This window comes from Streptomyces sp. AJS327 (genome assembly GCF_013450295.1).
Lineage (GTDB): Bacteria > Actinomycetota > Actinomycetes > Streptomycetales > Streptomycetaceae > Streptomyces.
On sequence record NZ_SKBR01000006.1, the window covers coordinates 43123 to 59549 of the forward strand.

The 16427-nt window shown below is 74.1% G+C and carries 13 protein-coding genes and 1 riboswitch; of the genes, 7 read left to right on the forward strand and 6 right to left on the reverse strand.

Translation table 11 applies throughout. The features are described from left to right. Nucleotides 1-76: 76 nt before the first annotated feature. A complete protein-coding gene (gene pcrA / locus E0L36_RS26365) occupies nt 77-2545 on the reverse strand; it encodes a DNA helicase PcrA (protein WP_180931846.1) in 2469 nt (822 codons plus the stop codon). 156 nt (nt 2546-2701) lie between these two features. Continuing rightward, nucleotides 2702-2879, forward strand: a riboswitch (cyclic di-AMP (ydaO/yuaA leader). 7 nt (nt 2880-2886) lie between these two features. On the opposite strand from pcrA, the gene E0L36_RS26370 reads away from it, so the two are divergent. After that, nucleotides 2887-4080, forward strand: a complete 1194-nt coding sequence (locus tag E0L36_RS26370) for a C40 family peptidase (RefSeq protein WP_180931847.1) — start codon at nt 2887-2889, stop codon at nt 4078-4080. A gap of 97 nt (nt 4081-4177) precedes the next feature. Here E0L36_RS26370 and E0L36_RS26375 read toward each other — a convergent pair whose 3' ends face one another. Beyond that, the gene (locus E0L36_RS26375) at nt 4178-4531 is read right to left on the reverse strand and encodes a hypothetical protein (protein ID WP_180931848.1); all 354 of its coding nucleotides are present in this window, start codon (nt 4529-4531) and stop codon (nt 4178-4180) included. Between the two features lie 172 nt (nt 4532-4703). Between E0L36_RS26375 and E0L36_RS26380 the strand changes: the two genes are divergently transcribed. The 3 genes from E0L36_RS26380 (at nt 4704) to E0L36_RS26390 (ending at nt 7883) form a co-directional block, all read left to right on the forward strand. Further along, on the forward strand, nt 4704-5516 hold the full coding sequence (locus tag E0L36_RS26380) for a class II aldolase/adducin family protein (protein ID WP_180931849.1): 813 nt from the start codon (nt 4704-4706) through the stop codon (nt 5514-5516). A gap of 63 nt (nt 5517-5579) precedes the next feature. Beyond that, nucleotides 5580-7028 carry a hypothetical protein gene (locus E0L36_RS26385; protein WP_374705598.1) on the forward strand — a complete coding sequence of 483 codons (1449 nt, stop codon included), beginning with the start codon at nt 5580-5582 and terminating at the stop codon, nt 7026-7028. A gap of 261 nt (nt 7029-7289) precedes the next feature. After that, entirely contained in the window at nt 7290-7883 is a 594-nt protein-coding gene (locus tag E0L36_RS26390; protein ID WP_180931850.1) for a DoxX family protein, read from the forward strand. 145 nt (nt 7884-8028) lie between these two features. Here E0L36_RS26390 and E0L36_RS26395 read toward each other — a convergent pair whose 3' ends face one another. Both E0L36_RS26395 and E0L36_RS26400 read right to left on the reverse strand, forming a co-directional pair. Then, entirely contained in the window at nt 8029-8358 is a 330-nt protein-coding gene (locus tag E0L36_RS26395; RefSeq protein ID WP_180931851.1) for a hypothetical protein, read from the reverse strand. Continuing rightward, entirely contained in the window at nt 8355-9971 is a 1617-nt protein-coding gene (locus E0L36_RS26400) for a PspC domain-containing protein (protein ID WP_180931852.1), read from the reverse strand. The genes E0L36_RS26395 and E0L36_RS26400 overlap by 4 nt, the downstream gene beginning before the upstream one ends. Nucleotides 9972-10289: 318 nt before the next feature. Between E0L36_RS26400 and E0L36_RS26405 the strand changes: the two genes are divergently transcribed. Further along, nucleotides 10290-11615, forward strand: a complete 1326-nt coding sequence (locus E0L36_RS26405; RefSeq protein ID WP_180931853.1) for an ATP-binding protein — start codon at nt 10290-10292, stop codon at nt 11613-11615. Then, entirely contained in the window at nt 11612-12460 is an 849-nt protein-coding gene (locus E0L36_RS26410) for a response regulator transcription factor (protein WP_308416952.1), read from the forward strand. Before E0L36_RS26405 ends, E0L36_RS26410 begins: the two co-directional genes overlap by 4 nt. Nucleotides 12461-12497: 37 nt before the next feature. On the opposite strand, the gene E0L36_RS26415 is transcribed toward E0L36_RS26410, so the two are convergent. Beyond that, nucleotides 12498-13103 carry a Uma2 family endonuclease gene (locus E0L36_RS26415; protein WP_180931854.1) on the reverse strand — a complete coding sequence of 202 codons (606 nt, stop codon included), beginning with the start codon at nt 13101-13103 and terminating at the stop codon, nt 12498-12500. Between the two features lie 278 nt (nt 13104-13381). After that, nucleotides 13382-14986 carry a glutamine-hydrolyzing GMP synthase gene (guaA, locus tag E0L36_RS26420; RefSeq protein WP_180931855.1) on the reverse strand — a complete coding sequence of 535 codons (1605 nt, stop codon included), beginning with the start codon at nt 14984-14986 and terminating at the stop codon, nt 13382-13384. 327 nt (nt 14987-15313) lie between these two features. Between guaA and E0L36_RS26425 the strand changes: the two genes are divergently transcribed. Then, the gene (locus tag E0L36_RS26425) at nt 15314-15673 is read left to right on the forward strand and encodes a chorismate mutase (protein ID WP_180931856.1); all 360 of its coding nucleotides are present in this window, start codon (nt 15314-15316) and stop codon (nt 15671-15673) included. Nucleotides 15674-16427 lie beyond the last annotated feature (754 nt).

The following is a 16427-nucleotide window of genomic DNA, read 5'->3' on the forward strand; positions in this document are numbered from 1 at the left end:
CGCCGGGCGCTCCCGGCCCGCGGCCTCCGCCGCGGGCCGGTTCCGTGTGCCCGGCGTCCGGTCCGGTCCGGTCCGGCTACAGCTTCTCGACCGGGGCGTACCGCAGGAGGAGCCGCTTGGGCTTCTCGCCGCCGAAGTCGATGGTGGCCTCCGCGCGGTCCCCGCTGCCCTGCACGCCCACCACGGTGCCCAGCCCGAAGCTGTCGTGCGTGACGCGGTCCCCCGTCTCCAGCGCGACCACCGGACGCTCCTTCGCGCGGCGGGTGGCGAAGCCGGACGGCCCACCGCGGGTGGCCGAGGCGGAGGAGGAGACCGAGGCGGCCACCGCGGAGGCGCCCTGCCCGGCGGCGCCGGTGCGCTTCCAGGTGACATACTGGTCGGGGATCTCCTCCAGGAAGCGGGAGGGCGGGTTGTAGGCGGGCTGGCCCCAGACGCTACGGAGCGTCGAGCGGGTCAGGTACAGCCGCTCACGGGCGCGGGTGATGCCCACGTACGCCAGGCGGCGCTCCTCCTCCAGCTCCTTGGTCTGGCCCAGCGCCCGCATGTGCGGGAAGACGCCGTCCTCCAGGCCGGTCAGGAAGACGACGGGGAACTCCAGGCCCTTCGCGGTGTGCAGGGTCATCAGGGTGATGACGCCGCCCTCGCCCTCGCCCTCGCCGTCCGCGTCCTGTTCGTCGGGGATCTGGTCGGAGTCGGCCACCAGCGCGACCTGTTCCAGGAACTCGGCGAGCGTGCCCGGCTCCTCGTCCGCCCGGTCCTGCTCGAACTCCAGGGCCACGGCGGCGAGTTCCTGAAGGTTCTCGATCCGCGTCTCGTCCTGCGGGTCGGTGGAGGACTGGAGTTCGGCGAGGTAGCCGGTCTGTTCCAGCACCGCCTCCAGCACGGTGGCGGGCCCGGCGCCGGACTCGACGACCGTCCGCAGCTCCTCCATCAGGACGTTGAACCGCTTGACGGCGTTGGCGGAGCGGGCGGCCATGCCGTACGCCTCGTCCACCCGGCGCAGGGCCTGCGGGAAGGTGATCCGCTCGCGCAGCGCCAGCGCCTCGATCATCGCCTCGGCGCGCTCCCCGATGCCGCGCTTGGGGACGTTGAGGATGCGGCGCAGCGGGACGGCGTCCTCCGGGTTGGCGAGGACGCGCAGGTAGGCCAGGACGTCCCGGACCTCCTTGCGCTCGTAGAAGCGGACGCCGCCGACCACCTTGTACGGCAGGCCGACCCGGATGAACACCTCCTCGAAGACCCGGGACTGCGCGTTGGTGCGGTAGAAGACCGCCACGTCGGACGCCCGGGCCTCGCCGGCGTCGGTGAGCCGGTCGATCTCGTCCGCGACGAACTGGGCCTCGTCGTGTTCGGTGTCCGCGACGTACCCGGTGATGTGGGAGCCCTGCCCGGCCTCGGTCCACAGGTTCTTCGGGCGGCGGCTCTCGTTCTGCTCGATGACGGCGTTCGCGGCGCTGAGGATGGTCTGCGTGGAGCGGTAGTTCTGCTCCAGCAGGATCGTCCGGGCCTGGGGGTAGTCCTCCTCGAACTGGAGGATGTTGCGGATGGTGGCGCCCCGGAAGGCGTAGATCGACTGGTCGGCGTCGCCCACCACGCACAGTTCGGCGGGCGGGGGCTCGCCGTCCGACGGGCCGACCAGCTCGCGCACCAGCGTGTACTGGGCGTGGTTGGTGTCCTGGTACTCGTCGACCAGGACGTGCCGGAAGCGGCGCCGGTAGTGCTCGGCCACGTCCGGGAACGCCTGGAGGAGGTGGACGGTCGTCATGATGATGTCGTCGAAGTCCAGCGCGTTCGCCTCGCGGAGGCGCGACTGGTACATCCGGTACGCCTCGGCGAGCGTCTTCTCGAAGCCGTCGGCCGCGCGTCCGGCGAAGTCCTCGTCGTCCACCAGCTCGTTCTTGAGGCTGGACACCTTCGCGCTGAACGACTTGGGCGGATAGCGCTTCGGGTCCAGGTCGAGGTCGCGGCAGACCAGCGCCATCAGCCGCTTGGAGTCCGCCGCGTCGTAGATCGAGAAGGACGAGGTGAAGCCGAGCCGCTTGCTCTCCCGCCGCAGGACGCGCACGCAGGCGCTGTGGAAGGTGGAGACCCACATCGCGCCCGCGCGCGGGCCGACCAGCTCCTCCACCCGCTCCCGCATCTCGCCCGCCGCCTTGTTGGTGAAGGTGATGGCGAGGATCTGCCCCGGCTGCGCGCCCCGGGCGGCGAGCAGGTGGGCGATGCGGTGCGTCAGCACCCGGGTCTTGCCCGAACCCGCCCCGGCGACGATCAGCAGCGGCGCTCCGGTGTGTGTGACGGCCGCCCGCTGCTGTTCGTTCATCCCCTCCAGCAGCGCGGCGGCGTCCACCACCGGCCGGGGGGCACCACCCCGGTAGTGCGCGGCGGCGGCCCCGCCCTCGAAGGTGCCCGCGAAGAGATCGGCCGGGATCTCCTCGGCCGCGTCCCGCCCGGACGCGCCCTCGGGGTCGTCCGGCGGGGGCGGCGGGGTGTCCTCCGCCGGGGGCTCGTACCGCTCCAGGAAGCTGTCGTCGAAGAGGCTGCTCATCGTCGACCGAGTCTAGGCGCCCCCGCCGTCATCCCCGTTCCGAGGTCACGGAGAGATATCGGGCGTATCGCTCACCAGCCTTCACAGGGACCCCACACTGTCGCTACGGTGCCCTCTCGGGCGGCCCGGTTGGCTCGTCGGCGAAAGCGTCGGCACGGGCGGCCTCCGCTGAATCCGGTCACTCCGGAGCCGGGGACCCACCGCATCATCAGGGGTGAATCGGCGCGCGCACCGCCGGCACAGCAGCAGCGTCCAGCGGCACGCGCACCGTAGGGCAGCCTTCCGATCGCCCGAACCCGACAGCTAACCCGGTAGGCGGCGTACGGAAGGAGTCGCCGATCGTGGCGTCGCACCGCAAGCCGCGCAGCCGCATGCTCCAGTCCGCCGCGAGCAGACGCGGCACCATCGGGGTCACCACGGCGGCGCTGGCCTCCGTGACCCTGCTCTCGCAGAGCGCCAACGCGACCCCCAACTCGCCCTCCGACAAGGACGAGAAGCCCTCCATCGAGGAGGTCAAGAACCGGGTCGACGCGCTGTACCAGCAGGCGGGCGCCGCGACGCAGAGCTACAACGCGGCGAAGGAGAAGTCCGACGCCCAGCGTGTCAAGGTCGACCGGATGCTCGACCAGGTCGCGAAGCGCACCGGGAAGCTGAACGAGTCGCGGCGGGTGCTCGGCACCTACGCGGCCGCCCAGTACCGCGACGGCGGCATCTCGCAGACGGCCACCCTGCTGCTGACGAAGAACCCGCAGGGCTTCTTCAAGCAGACGCACCTGATGGACCGGCTGACCAGCCAGCAGAAGGAGGCCGTCAGCGAGTACCAGAGCATGCGGCGGACGGCCGCCAAGAAGCGCTCCGCCGCCGCGAAGCAGCTGCGCGGCCTCTCCTCCTCGCAGCAGGCGCTCAAGGAGCGCAAGAAGGAGGTCCAGGCGAAGCTGGGCGAGGCCCGGGAACTGCTCTCGAAGCTGACCGTCGAGGAGAAGCAGCGGCTGGCGGAGATCGAGCGGAAGAAGCGGGCCGAGGCCCGGCAGAAGGCGCGGGAGCGCGCCGAGGCCGAGCGGAAGCGGGAGGCCGCTGAGGAGCGTGAGCGGGAACGCGAGCGGGCGCGGGAACGCGAGGAGGGCGGTTCGGGCTCGGGCGGCGGCTCCGGCGACTCGGACTCCGGCGGTTCGGACAGCTCCTACGCCGCGAAGGCCGAGAAGGTCATCGCCTTCGCCAAGAAGGAGCTGGGGAAGCCGTACGTCTGGGGCGCCACCGGCCCCAGCTCGTACGACTGCTCCGGCTTCACGCAGGCGGCCTGGCGGACGGCGGGCATCTCGCTGCCGCGCGTCACCTACGACCAGGTCGAGGTCGGCACCAAGGTCGCCAAGTCGGACATGAAGCCGGGCGACCTGATCTTCTTCTACGACGACATCAGCCACGTCGGGATCTACGTCGGCGGCGGGCAGATGATCCACGCCTCCAAGCCGGGCGACGACGTGAAGTACGAGTCGATCGACTACATGCCGTTCCACTCGGCGGTGCGCCCCGCCTGACCCCTGCCGCCCCGGAGCCGCCCACGGGCGGCTCCGGGGCGCTGGCGGTCCGCCCGGGGGCCGTTCAGCCGGGTCGGGTCCGGCCCCGGGGGCCGGTTCAGGTCCACAGCACGGCGATGAAGATGTTGGCCGTGGTCAGCAGGCCGATGGTGCCGAAGAGCGGGGTGGGCAGCCTCTCCTCGTCCCGCTTGACGTAGACCAGTCCGAGGATCACCACCAGCAGCGTCAGCTTGATCGCGATCTTGACGTTGTTGACCGCCTGGTCGTCGGCCTGGTTGAGCCCGACCAGCACCACGCCGGTGATCAGCATGGTCAGCGCGCCGTGCAGCATCCCGGGGAGGATCCGCGCCTCGCCCGTGCGCATCGCCTTCATCTGGAAGAGGAACCCGCCCAGCAGCGCCGCGATACCGACGATGTGCAGGCCGACGAAAACATTGACAAGTACGTCCATGCTCGGAGCGTATCCGGGGCGGTGACCGCCCCCTCGGGCAGGTCCGGACGCCGGGCCGCGGCGCTCCGGGCCGCCTGGAGCCCGCTCTCCCGGCACGCGAAACCGGCCTGGTCAGCAGGGGACGGGCCCGGGTAGCTTCCGGAGCCGACCGTCCGGATCGAGGAGCCGCCGCATGTCCCAGCCCAGCGAGTCCGCCCCACCCACTCCCCCGGCCCCGGTCCCCGCCGGGCAGCTGCGGTTCGCGCTTCCCCCGCGCCACGGGAGCGTCGCCGAGGAGCGGGAGCACCGGAAGCGGCGGCTGGCCGCCGCCCTCCGTCTGCTGGGCAGGTACGGGCACGAGGAGGGGGTCGCCGGGCATATCACCGCCCGGGACCCGGAGTTCACGGACTGCCTGTGGGTGAACCCGTTCGGGATGCCGTTCGGGCACCTCACCGTGAGCGACCTCCTACTCGTCAACCGGGACGGGGAGGTGGTCGAGGGCCGCGCGCACGTCAACCAGGCGGCCTTCCTCGTCCACTCACAGGTTCACCAGGCGCGGCCCGAGGTCGTCGCCGTCGCGCACAGCCACTCCGTCCACGGCCGCGCCTTCGCCACGCTCGGCGTCCGGCTCGACCCGCTCACCCAGGAGTCCTGCGCCTTCTACGAGGACCACGCGGTGCTGCGTGCCTACACCGGCGTCGCCGTCGACGAGGCGGAGGGGCGCCGCGTCGCCGCGACGCTGGGCTCGCACAAGGCGCTGATCCTGCGCAACCACGGACTGCTGACCGTCGGGGACTCGGTGGACGCCGCGACCTGGTGGTTCCTCCAGCTCGACCGCGCCTGCCAGATCCAGCTGGCGGCCCGCGCCGCCGGGAACCCGGTGCTGATCGACCACCGGAACGCCGTCGCCACCCGGGAGCACCTGGGAAGTGATCTCGTGGCGTGGATGAACTACCAGCCGCTGTACGCGAGCGTCACCCGCGCGGAACCGGACCTGTTGAGCTGAACCGGCCGCGAGTAAGGCACAATCCCCTTCCAACCCAAGGAAGTTGAGAGGCGGGGTTGCTCTGTGGCCGTGGGCACGGCTCGGGACGGCGCGGACGGCGCGGGCGATACGGACAGCACGGAAACCGGGGGTGTCAGGCGGCGCGAGGGCGCGCGCGGGAGCGCGTCCGCCGAGGGCGGCGCCGAGCTGGGCGCGGCGGGCACCGTCCCGGCACCGGCCGGCAGAACGTCCGGTGGTGGCCCGGCGGCGGAGGACGACGAACCCGGGGCGGGCAGCCACGGCTCGGGCTGTCTCTGCGGCGACTGCCCGCACGGCGCGCGCGCCGCGCACCAACGGGCCGCCGCCGTCTTCGCCCGCCGCCGCGACGAGTTCGCGCGCGGCGAGGGTGTGCCCGCCGCGCTCACCCGCTCCGCCGGGGCCTCCCGGCAGTGGATCTCCGACGAGCTGACCCGCTCGGCGCGGAACGTCGCCGACCGCGGCCGGGCCGAGGGCGCGATCTGGCTCACCCGGCTCTGGCGGCACACGCTGATCGGCGTCTGGGCGGCCTTCTTCGCCCTGCTCTTCGGCCAGTTGCTCACCGCGGTGGGCGGCGGCTGGTCGGTCGCGCGGACGGCGGGGCTGCTCGCCGCGGCGCTCGCCGCCGCCCTGCTGTCGCTGGCCGCCCGCTTCCACCGGGCGCGCGGCGGTGCGCTCGCCCCGCTGATCGGCGAGGACAACCGGCTGTCCACCTCGCGGGCGGTGGCGGCGGGCTGGGTCTTCCTGACCGTCTACGTGATCCTGGTGCTGTCCGGGATCCTCGCGGGCAGCTCGGACCCCGGACGGCGGGACGCGCTGATCGCCGGGCTCGATCTGGCGCGCGGCGCGGCCCTGTTGACCGTCCTGGCGCTGACGTGCGCGGTGGCGGTCGTCGTCCGGCGCACGGTGACCGTGCGGGTGGCGGGGCAGCGGTTGCAGAAGGTCCCCGCCGACCGGCCGCGCGCCACCGACCTGCTGACCGACGACGCGGGGCGCGGCACCTTCACCGACGTGCAGTACGTGCTGGTGAACGCCGTCGCGCTGGTCTTCACCGCGGTGCGGCTCGCGCGGCAGCCCGAACGACTGCCCGACCTGCCATGGGGGCTGGCGCTGCTCACCGTGGTCTCGGCCGCCGTCTACCTCGCCGGGAAGTACGCGGAGGGCGGTCGGCCGGTGGTGCTCTCGGTGGTGCGGGCACGCGAGTTGGGCGATCTGCACGCCCCCATCCGCACCGGTGACGACATCGAGATCCGGGGCGCCGGCTTCGTGCCCCCGGGCGCGGGGACTCCGGAGCGGCTGGCCCGGATGGTGGTCCGCGTCGGCGCGGTGCACGTCCACGTTCCGCTGATCCCCGTGGAGGGCGGATTCGTCAGTCCGAGCGACACGGTGCTCACCGTGCCGGTCCCGGTCGAGGTCGAGCCGGGGCGGGTGGACGTGCAGGTGGTCACCGCCGCCGGGGTGGAGACCAACCGCTGCCCGATCGACGTCCAGGAGTGATCCACACCGGGCTCCCCGGGCGGTGACGGGCCGGGCGCGCGGGCGGTTACGGTCGGGCGTGGAGTCCGGGGCGGGGCCCCGGCCCGTGGGACGCCCCGTCTCCGGCGCCCGGTGCGCACGGACGCGCACGGTGCCCGGTGCGCACGGACGGCACGGTGCCGTGGAGACGGCGCGGCCGGTGCGCGGGGGAGGCGTCGGCCCGGATCCCGGGGGCAGAATCGCCCCCGCACCCCGAACACGCATGCGGAAGGCGGGACGCTCATGACCCTGGGGGATCGGACAGGCGGCGACACGGCGAGCCGGACGGGCGTCGGCGGGATCGGCGGGTCGGGCGGCGTCCCCGGCAGCGTCGGCCGGGGCGGCTTCCTCACCGGCGGGCTGAGAGCCGCCGCCGCGCGGCACGCGCTGCTGCCGCTCCGCCTCTTCCTCGGCGTCACCTTCGTCTACGCGGGCCTCGACAAGCTGACCGACAGCGCCTTCCTCACCGGTGACGGCCCCGGCTCCCTGGCCCAGACGCTGGAGTCGGTCCGCGGGACGGCGGGCGCCGGCTGGCTGGTCGAGCTGGCCCAGCAGAGCCCGGAGGGCTTCGGCGTCGCCATCGCGCTGGGCGAACTGGCCGTCGGGGTCGGCACGTTGCTCGGGCTGTGGGCCCGGCTGGCCGCCGTCGGCGGCGTGCTGATCTCGCTGTCCCTCTGGCTGACGGTCAGCTGGAGCAGCGAGCCCTACTACTACGGCAACGACCTCCCGTACCTGATGGCCTGGATCCCGCTGGTGCTGGCGGGCTCCCCGGCGTACTCGGTGGACGCGCTGCTCGCGCTGCGCCGACGCCGCAGGGGGCACCGCATCTTCGGCTGAGGTCGGCAGCGCCGTTCCCCGCCCCAACCCGCCCTTCGCGGCGGCCCGTCGGCGGTCTGTTCCGGGGCGGGACCGCCGGACCGCCGTCCGCCACCCAACGGCCAAGCTGCCGGGGCAGGTTGGCGGCTGTCCGGTTCCACTCGGGTCAGCCGGAGCCGACGCCGCCCGGAGAGGTGCCGCCCGCGCCGGGCCCGCCCGAATCCGGGCCGCCGCTGTCGGTGTCGGCCGTGCCGGTATCGCCCGTACCGAGCGGGCCGGAGCCACGTCCGGCGAGACGGCGGGCCCCGCGACGGCGCACGAGGTGGGTCACCAGTCCGGCGAACCCGGCCAGCAGCACCGCGGGCGGCAGCAGGATGAGCGCCGTCCACGGCGGGATGGTCCACGGGCCGACCGCGTCCATCACGTACGCCAGTGCCAACCCGAGCGCGGCTAGGCCCAGCAGCAGCCGCGCGGGCTCGAACGGGTGCCGGGTCACGGGCGGTTCACCTCCTCCGTCCGGGCCGCCGCCGTCGCGGCCGCCTCCTCCACCCGGTCCGAGCGCTCGCCGGTAGGCAGTTCGCGCACCACCTCGACGTGGCCCACACCGACGTCCAGGTTCAGGTGCAACCGCCCCCGGTCGGGCACCGGTTCGCCCTTCGGCCGGTGCAGGTCTCCGGGTACGAGCGTCATCCGGCGTTCGGTGTCGAGCCCGCCGCTGTCGTCGTGCACCACCCGATGGCCGCCCGCACCACCGGACTTCGTCTCGACCTTGGTCGCCACCCGGATGGCACCCAGGTCCGCCCGCGCGGTGAGCCGGACCGTCACGTCGTGTGGCACCAGCACCCGCAGGGTTCCCGCGCCGACCCGCGCCGAGCTGCGCACCGTTTCCTTCTTCTCCAACCCCAGTTTCCTCAGGTCCAGTTCGCCCGAGCCGCTGCCCAGCGCGTAGCGCGGCCGCAGTTCGGAGGCGCCGGCCGGACTCCAGGTCGTCTCCCGCCAGTCGGTGCTGATGTCCTTCGGCAGCGCGGCGGCGCCCGCCAGGGCGAGCGCCGTGAGGACGGTCATGACCATCGTGCCCCCGCCGACCCGCCCGGCGAACGCGCTGACCACCAGGGCCAGTCCGTACACCGCGAGCGCGCAGCCCAGCCCGAAGGCGAGACTGGTGCCGACCGGCCGCTGGCTCCAGGAGGCGACCACGCCCCCCGCGCACGTGAGGAAGGCCAGAAGCTGCACCAGCCCGCCGATCGAGGCGCACCGCTCGGGGGCGGCCTCCGGCGGGGAGGCGACCGGACCGGGACGGCCCGGGGAGTCCGGGGTTCCGCTCGCCGCCGGATGCCCGGCGGACTCCGGCAGGCCCTCGGGGCCCCAGAGGTAGCCGGTGCCCTTGACCGCCCCCGCCTCCCTGGTCAGCGGCTCCCGCCACCACGAGGGATAGGACGGCGACGGGGGCGCCTGCGTCTCCGGCGGCGCGTCCGCCACCGCGTGCGCCGTCGTCGGATCGAGCGGGACGCCCTCGGCTCCGGCGGCCTCCGCCGACCTGCGGTGCACCGACCAGTGGGCCGCCCCCGCGACCGCGGCCGCCAGCAGCACCGAGGACACCAGAGTGCGGCTGCCCAGCGAGGCGAGCATCAGCCCGGAACCGGCCAGCGCCGTCACGATCGCGGCCAGCGTGGAGGTCTCGACGCGGCCGGACAGCATCCGCCGCGCCTCGTTCTCCCGCTCCCCCTCCATCGGCACGACCAGCCAGGCGAAGCCGTAGAAGAGCAGCCCGAGACCGCCGAGCACACAGAGCACGGCGAGCGGCACCCGGAAGATCACGGGATCCATGTCGTAGTAGCGGCCGAGGCCACCGCAGACCCCGCCCACCTTGTGCTGACGCGTACGGGTAAGCCGTCGGCGTCCGGCGCCCCCGGCGTCCTCACCGGAAGACGTGCCGTCGCCCCCGGAGAGGTCCCCCTCGGGGGCGGACCGCGCGCCCCGCTCCGCCCGGGGCCCACCGGAACCACCGGCCGCGCCCCGACCAGCACGGGCGGCGGACCCCGAACGGGCAGCGTCCTCCGGGCCGGAGGGGGGCTGGCCCTCCTCGCCCACCGGGTCTGGACGGCTCATCCGCCGGCCTCACGTCGCTCGCACATACGCCTATCGTCTCCGCTCGGGCACACCGGCGGCATCGGGGGCCACCCCGGACTCTTCCCTGAGACCCGTCCGCCCCCGGGCGTCACCTCCGCCCCACCCAGGGTCCGCGCGCCTCCGTCCGAGGCCCGTCCCACGTCCGCCCCGGGGCCGAACGTGCACCGGCCGGAGGGGAAGCCTCCCACGTCCGGACCGGGTGGGACCGGCGGAGCCGTCGGCGCACCGGCGGAACTCCGGGATCGGATCAGGGCCGACCCTGATGTCCTTCCCCGGCGCCCATGTGACGATCGGTACATGACCACCGCCCCGCCCACCGCGCCCCCCAGTGCCGCGACCGGGCCGAACCCCGTCGACGACCCCCCGGTGCGCAAGCTCTACCGCAGCGCGGAGGGCCGGATGCTGGGCGGGGTCGCCCGGGGGCTGGCGGGCCACCTCGGGCTGCCGGTGTCCTGGACCCGGGTCGTCTTCGTCGGGCTGACCATGGCCAACGGCCTGGGCGCGCTGGTCTACGCGGTGTTCTGGTTCGTGGTGCCGCTGGGTGCCGGGGGCGTGGGCGCGGCCCACCCCCCACCCCCCACCGCGGCGAAGCGCGGGAGTCACGGTTTCCGGCGGCCGGACAAGGGCGAGTTGGCCGCCGCCGCCGCGATGGTCTGCGGGTTGCTGGTCCTCGCCGGGAACCTCCAGTTCGGCCGGGCCAACACCTATCTCTGGCCGGTGGTGCTCATCGGCGTCGGCGTCGCGCTGGTGTGGCGGCAGGCGGACAACGCCCGCCGAGCGCACTGGGCGGCGGTCACCCGGCGCAAGGGTCTGGTGCCGATAGCGCGCAGCGCGGCCGGGGTGCTGCTGGTGGCGGTGGGCGTCGCGGGCATCGTCCTGGTCCAGGGGTCGGCCCGGCACCTGGGCCCCGTGCTCCAGGCGGCGCTGGCGATCCTCGTCGGCATCGCGCTGCTGGCGGGCCCGTACCTGGTGCGGATGATGCAGGACCTCTCCGAGGAACGGCTGATGCGCATCCGGGCCCAGGAGCGGGCCGAAGTGGCGGCCCACATCCACGACTCGGTGCTGCACACCCTGACGCTGATCCAGCGCAACGCGGAGGAGCCGCGCGAGGTCGCCCGGCTGGCGCGGGCCCAGGAGCGCGAGCTGCGCGAGTGGCTGTACCGGCGGCCTGCCGGCGGCGCGAAGGACTCCGGTGAGGACGAGAGCGAGGGGCCGGGCACCCTGACCGAGGCCGTGAAGGGCGCGGCGGCCGAGGTGGAGGACTACCACGGGGTGCCCGTCGAGGTGGTCTGCGTCGGCGAGTGCCCCCTCGACGAGGGGCTGAGCGCACAGGTGCAGGCCGCCCGCGAGGCCATGGTCAACGCCGCCAAGTACGGTGGCGAGGGCGGCGCCGTCCAGGTCTACGCTGAGGTGGAGGGCCGGACGGTCTTCATCTCCGTACGGGACCGGGGGCCCGGGTTCGACCTGGACTCCGTACCCGAGGACCGCATGGGCGTCCGCGAGTCCATCATCGGGCGGATGCGCCGCAACGGCGGTACCGCGCGGCTGCGTTCGGCACCGGGCGAGGGCACCGAGGTGGAGCTGGAGATGGAGCGGGAGAGGGAGAGGACGGCGGATTCGTGAGCGAGTCAGCGGCGGGCCGGAGCGGCCAGCGGGGACAGTCCGACGAACGCCGGGCGGCGGCACCCGGTGCCGGGGAGACCGCCGGTGGCGAGCCGGGAGGCGGCGGCCCCGCCGGGGCGGGAGCCGCGGAGGAGGTCCGCCGGGTGCGGGTCGTCCTCGTCGACGACCACCGGATGTTCCGCGCCGGGGTGCAGGCCGAGATCGGCGGATCGACGGGCAGCGGCGCCCCCGCCGTCCCCGGCGCGGCCCGGCCGGTGGGGACGGCCAGCGTCGTCGACGTGGTGGGCGAGGCGGGCGACGTGGACCAAGCGGTGACGGTTATCCAGGCCACCCGCCCGGACGTCGTCCTGCTCGACGTGCACCTGCCGGGCGGCGGCGGGGTCGAGGTGCTGCGCCGCAGCGCGCCCCTGATGAGCGCCCCCGAACAGCCCGTCCGCTTCCTCGCGCTCTCCGTCTCGGACGCGGCGGAGGACGTCATCGGGGTGATCCGCGGCGGTGCCCGGGGCTACGTCACCAAGACCATCACCGGGGACGACCTGGTCAACGCGATCTTCCGGGTGGCCGAGGGTGACGCGGTGTTCTCCCCGCGCCTCGCGGGCTTCGTCCTGGACGCCTTCGCCTCCACCGACGCCCCGCCCGTCGACGAGGACCTGGACCGGCTGACCCAGCGGGAGCGCGAGGTGCTGCGGCTGATCGCCCGCGGCTACGCGTACAAGGAGGTCGCCAAGCAGCTCTACATCTCGGTGAAGACCGTCGAGTCGCACGTCTCGGCGGTGCTGCGGAAGCTCCAGCTCTCCAACCGGCACGAGCTGACCCGCTGGGCCACCGCCCGCCGCCTGGTCTGACCCCGGCGCCCGAGCTGACCGCCAGCGCGGGGCGCGGTCACAGCCGCTCGATGGCGGTGAGGTCGACGTCGACGTGGAACGGGTCGTCCACCGTGAGGTGCTTGGTGTGGGTGCCGGTCGGGTCGTAGGCGCGGCTGACGGGGTTGAGCAGGTAGGTGCGCACCAGCGGGATCTCCCGCTCACCCGCCATCTCCACCAGCCAGAAGTGCGGGATACCGGCCCGCGCGTACTTGTGCGGCTTGGTGTCCCGGTCCCGCGCCTCCGAGTCCGGCGAGACGACCTCCACCGCCAGCACCACGTCCGCCGCATCGAACCGCGTCTGCCGCCGATCGACGACGGCCTTCGCCCGCGCCACGGTGATGTCCGGCTCGGGCGCGTTCTTGCCGTCCAGGACGACGGCGACCTCCCGGCGCACCCGGAGATCCTCGGGAATCGTCGCGCGCAATCCGTTCACCAGGAGATCCATCGCGAGGGTGTGGAAGAACCGCTGCGGACTCACGAAGACCAGGCTCCCGTCGATCAGCTCGGTGTGCGGCGGGAGGTTGGGCAGTTGGAACAGGTCGTCCACGGTGTAGCCGTCCAGCGGCGGAACCGGCCATGGTGAGGTGGTGTGCGTCGGCTCGGCGGTCAAGGTTCCTCCCATGGACGGGATTCAATACCGTCCATCCACCATAGCGATACGAAAGCGGTCAGGACCCCTCGAAAGAGTGGACGAGGCGCGAGCGCTCAACCGGGACGCCGGTGAGAGGGGCGGCGGCACGGCGCGAGCCCCCCTGGCCCCCGGCCCCCGGATCCGCGACCCCGGAACGCGGGGACCGGCCGGGCTGGCCCCCTGCGCGGGGGCGGGCCTCCGAACGCCGGTGACCCCGGCCCGCGTCGCGGGGCCGGGGTCACCGGTCCGGGGTCACCGGCGGGCGTGGGTCACTCCCACTCGATGGTGCCCGGCGGCTTGCTGGTTACGTCGAGGGTGACCCGGTTCACCTCGCTGACCTCGTTGGTGATCCGGGTGGAGATCCGGGCGAGCACGTCGTACGGGAGGCGGGACCAGTCCGCCGTCATCGCGTCCTCCGAGGAGACGGGGCGGAGCACCACGGGGTGGCCGTAGGTCCGCCCGTCGCCCTGCACGCCGACGCTGCGCACCTCCGCGAGCAGCACCACCGGGCACTGCCAGATCTCCCGGTCCAGCCCGGCGGCGGTCAGCTCCTCCCGGGCGATGGCGTCCGCCTCGCGGAGGACGTCCAGCCGGTCCCTGGTCACCTCGCCGACGATGCGGATGCCCAGCCCGGGGCCGGGGAACGGCTGCCGCTGGACGATCTCCTCGGGCAGCCCCAGCTCCTGGCCGACCATCCGTACCTCGTCCTTGAACAGCTGACGCAACGGCTCGACCAGGGAGAACTCCAGGTCCTCCGGGAGCCCGCCGACGTTGTGGTGCGACTTGATGTTGGCGGTGCCGCTGCCGCCGCCGGACTCCACCACGTCCGGGTAGAGGGTGCCCTGCACGAGGAAGGCCACCTCGGCGCCGTCCGCCCCCGCCTCGGCGACCAGTTCGGCCTGTGCCTGCTCGAAGACCCGGATGAACTCCCGGCCGATGATCTTCCGCTTCTCCTCCGGGTCGCTGACCCCGGCCAGCGCCGCCAGGAAGCGGTCGGCGGCGTCGACCACCTTGAGCTGCACGCCGGTGGCGGCCACGAAGTCCTTCTCGACCTGCTCCGTCTCGCCCTTGCGCATCAGCCCGTGGTCGACGTAGACGCAGGTGAGCTGGGAGCCGATGGCCTTCTGCACGAGCGCGGCGGCCACCGCCGAGTCCACACCGCCGGAGAGCCCGCAGATCGCCCGCTTCTCCCCGACCTGCTCCCGGATGGCCGCCACCTGCTCGTCGACGATGCTCTCCGTCGTCCAGGAGGGGTCCAGGCCCGCGCCGCGGTAGAGGAAGTGCTCCAGCACCTGCTGGCCGTGGGTGGAGTGCATCACCTCGGGGTGGTGCTGCACGCCGTACAGCTTGCGGCGGTCGTCCTCGAAGGCGGCGACGGGCACCAGGTCGGTCGAGGCGGTGACGGTGAAGCCCTCCGGCGCCGCCGAGCAGGCGTCCCCGTGCGACATCCAGACCTGCTGGTCGGTGGGGGTGCCCTCGAAGAGCGTGGACGAGGGGCGGGAGACCGTCAGCTCGGTGCGGCCGTACTCCCGGGCGCCGGTGTTGTCGACGGTGCCGCCGAGGGCCCGCGCCATCAGCTGGAAGCCGTAGCACATCCCGAAGACCGGCACCCCGGCCTCGAACAGCGCGGGGTCCAGGGAGGGGGCGTCCTCGGCGTAGACCGAGGAGGGGCCGCCGGAGAGGATGACCGCCCGCGGGTTCCTGGCCAGCATCTCCTCCACCGGCATGGAGGAGGGGACGATCTCGCTGTAGACCCGGGCCTCGCGCACCCGGCGGGCGATGAGCTGGGCGTACTGCGCGCCGAAGTCGACGACGAGGACGGTGTCCGAGCCGTTGCCGGACTCGGAGCGGGGGCCTTGGGGGGCTGCTGCCACGGGGCTTGCCTTTCCGCGGTGCGGGTGGTTCGGGAGAAGAAGCGGGATCGCCTCGATTCTACCGGCGGTCGTCCGCGCTCCGGCCGGTCGGCCGTGGGGGCGGACTCGACGCCCGGAGGGAGCCGGGGGCATACTGGCGCGCATGCTCTCGCACACCGCCCTCTGGTTTGCCTATGGGACCGCGCCCGGTCGCCATGGGTCCGTCGGTTGTGCCGCTTGAGCCACTGACACACGACTTTCCAGGTGCCCCGGGCCGTTCGGTCCGGGGCACCCGTCGTATGGCGCCCGGACCGCGGCGGCGGGGCTCACACCGAACCGAGGAGCGCCATGCGAACCCCCGACACCGTGAACGAACCCGCGACGCCCGCCGCCCCCGTCGCGCCGGCCCCCCGGGAGGCGCGCGCGGCCGACCGGGCGCCGGCCGAGACGCCGGACGGCGCGGCCTCCGGCTCGGCGCTCGCCGCCGCGCGCCGCCGGATCGACGAACTCGACGCCCAGCTCGTCGCGTTGGTGCGGGAGCGGATGGTGACCGCCGCCCAGGTGCAGCGCGAGCGGCTCGCCTCCGGTGGGCGCCGCGTCCACCTCTCCCGCGAGCTGGAAGTCCTGGAGCACTACCGGGCGGCGTTCGGCCGCCCCGGCACGCAGCTGGCGATGGTGCTGCTGGGCCTGTGCCGAGACCGTCCGTAGGTCCGGCGGCCGGGAACGCCGGGTCCCGCCGCCGCCCCCGGTCACCCGGATCGCGGCCGCTGGGCCCGGGCCGCCGTCCGGGCCGCGCCCGGCTCCGCCCCGGCCCGCCCCGGCCCGGTCCGTCGCGGTCCGTCGCGGTCCGTCACTGCCCGTGCTGGCCCGTCCCGGCCGTGTGCGTGCGGGGTGGCGCGCGTCGCGGCGGGCGTCGTACGGCCATGCCCGGGCTCACTCGTACGGCGCGTGACCGCCCCGCGAGGGGGTCGTTGTGCTCGGTGTCCCCGATGTCAGCCGCCATGGCGGTGACAGAGGGGCCAGACCATCGGAGCGATGAGACGCCCGCGCACCCCGCGAGGTGGAGGCGCCGCGTCGTGGGACCTCGCTTCGGTGCTGTGACCGGACGGCAGGGGACAGCAGCCCGGTCACGACAGCGGTCGGTCCCGGGGACGCCCAGGACCGGCCGCTCCGCGGTTCCCCTCCCCTCCCGCTCCCTCCCCCTCCCTCCCGCCCTCTCCGCTGGCGAGTCCGGTCCTCCCCGCTGGCGAGTCACTCGGCGGACGGCCCCGGCCGCTGACCGCCCGGTCGTCCAGCCCGCCGCGCGCCCGGCTGGTCTCCGCCCGCGCCCACCCCGTCGCGTCCCGCCGCCCCGGCCCCAACCCCGTTGCGGGCGAAGGCGGTTGGGCGGCCCCGGGCGGAGACGGAACGGCCGCACGGAGGGTCGGCCTCGCCGGGCCGGGGTGGGGTGCCGGGGGTGTCT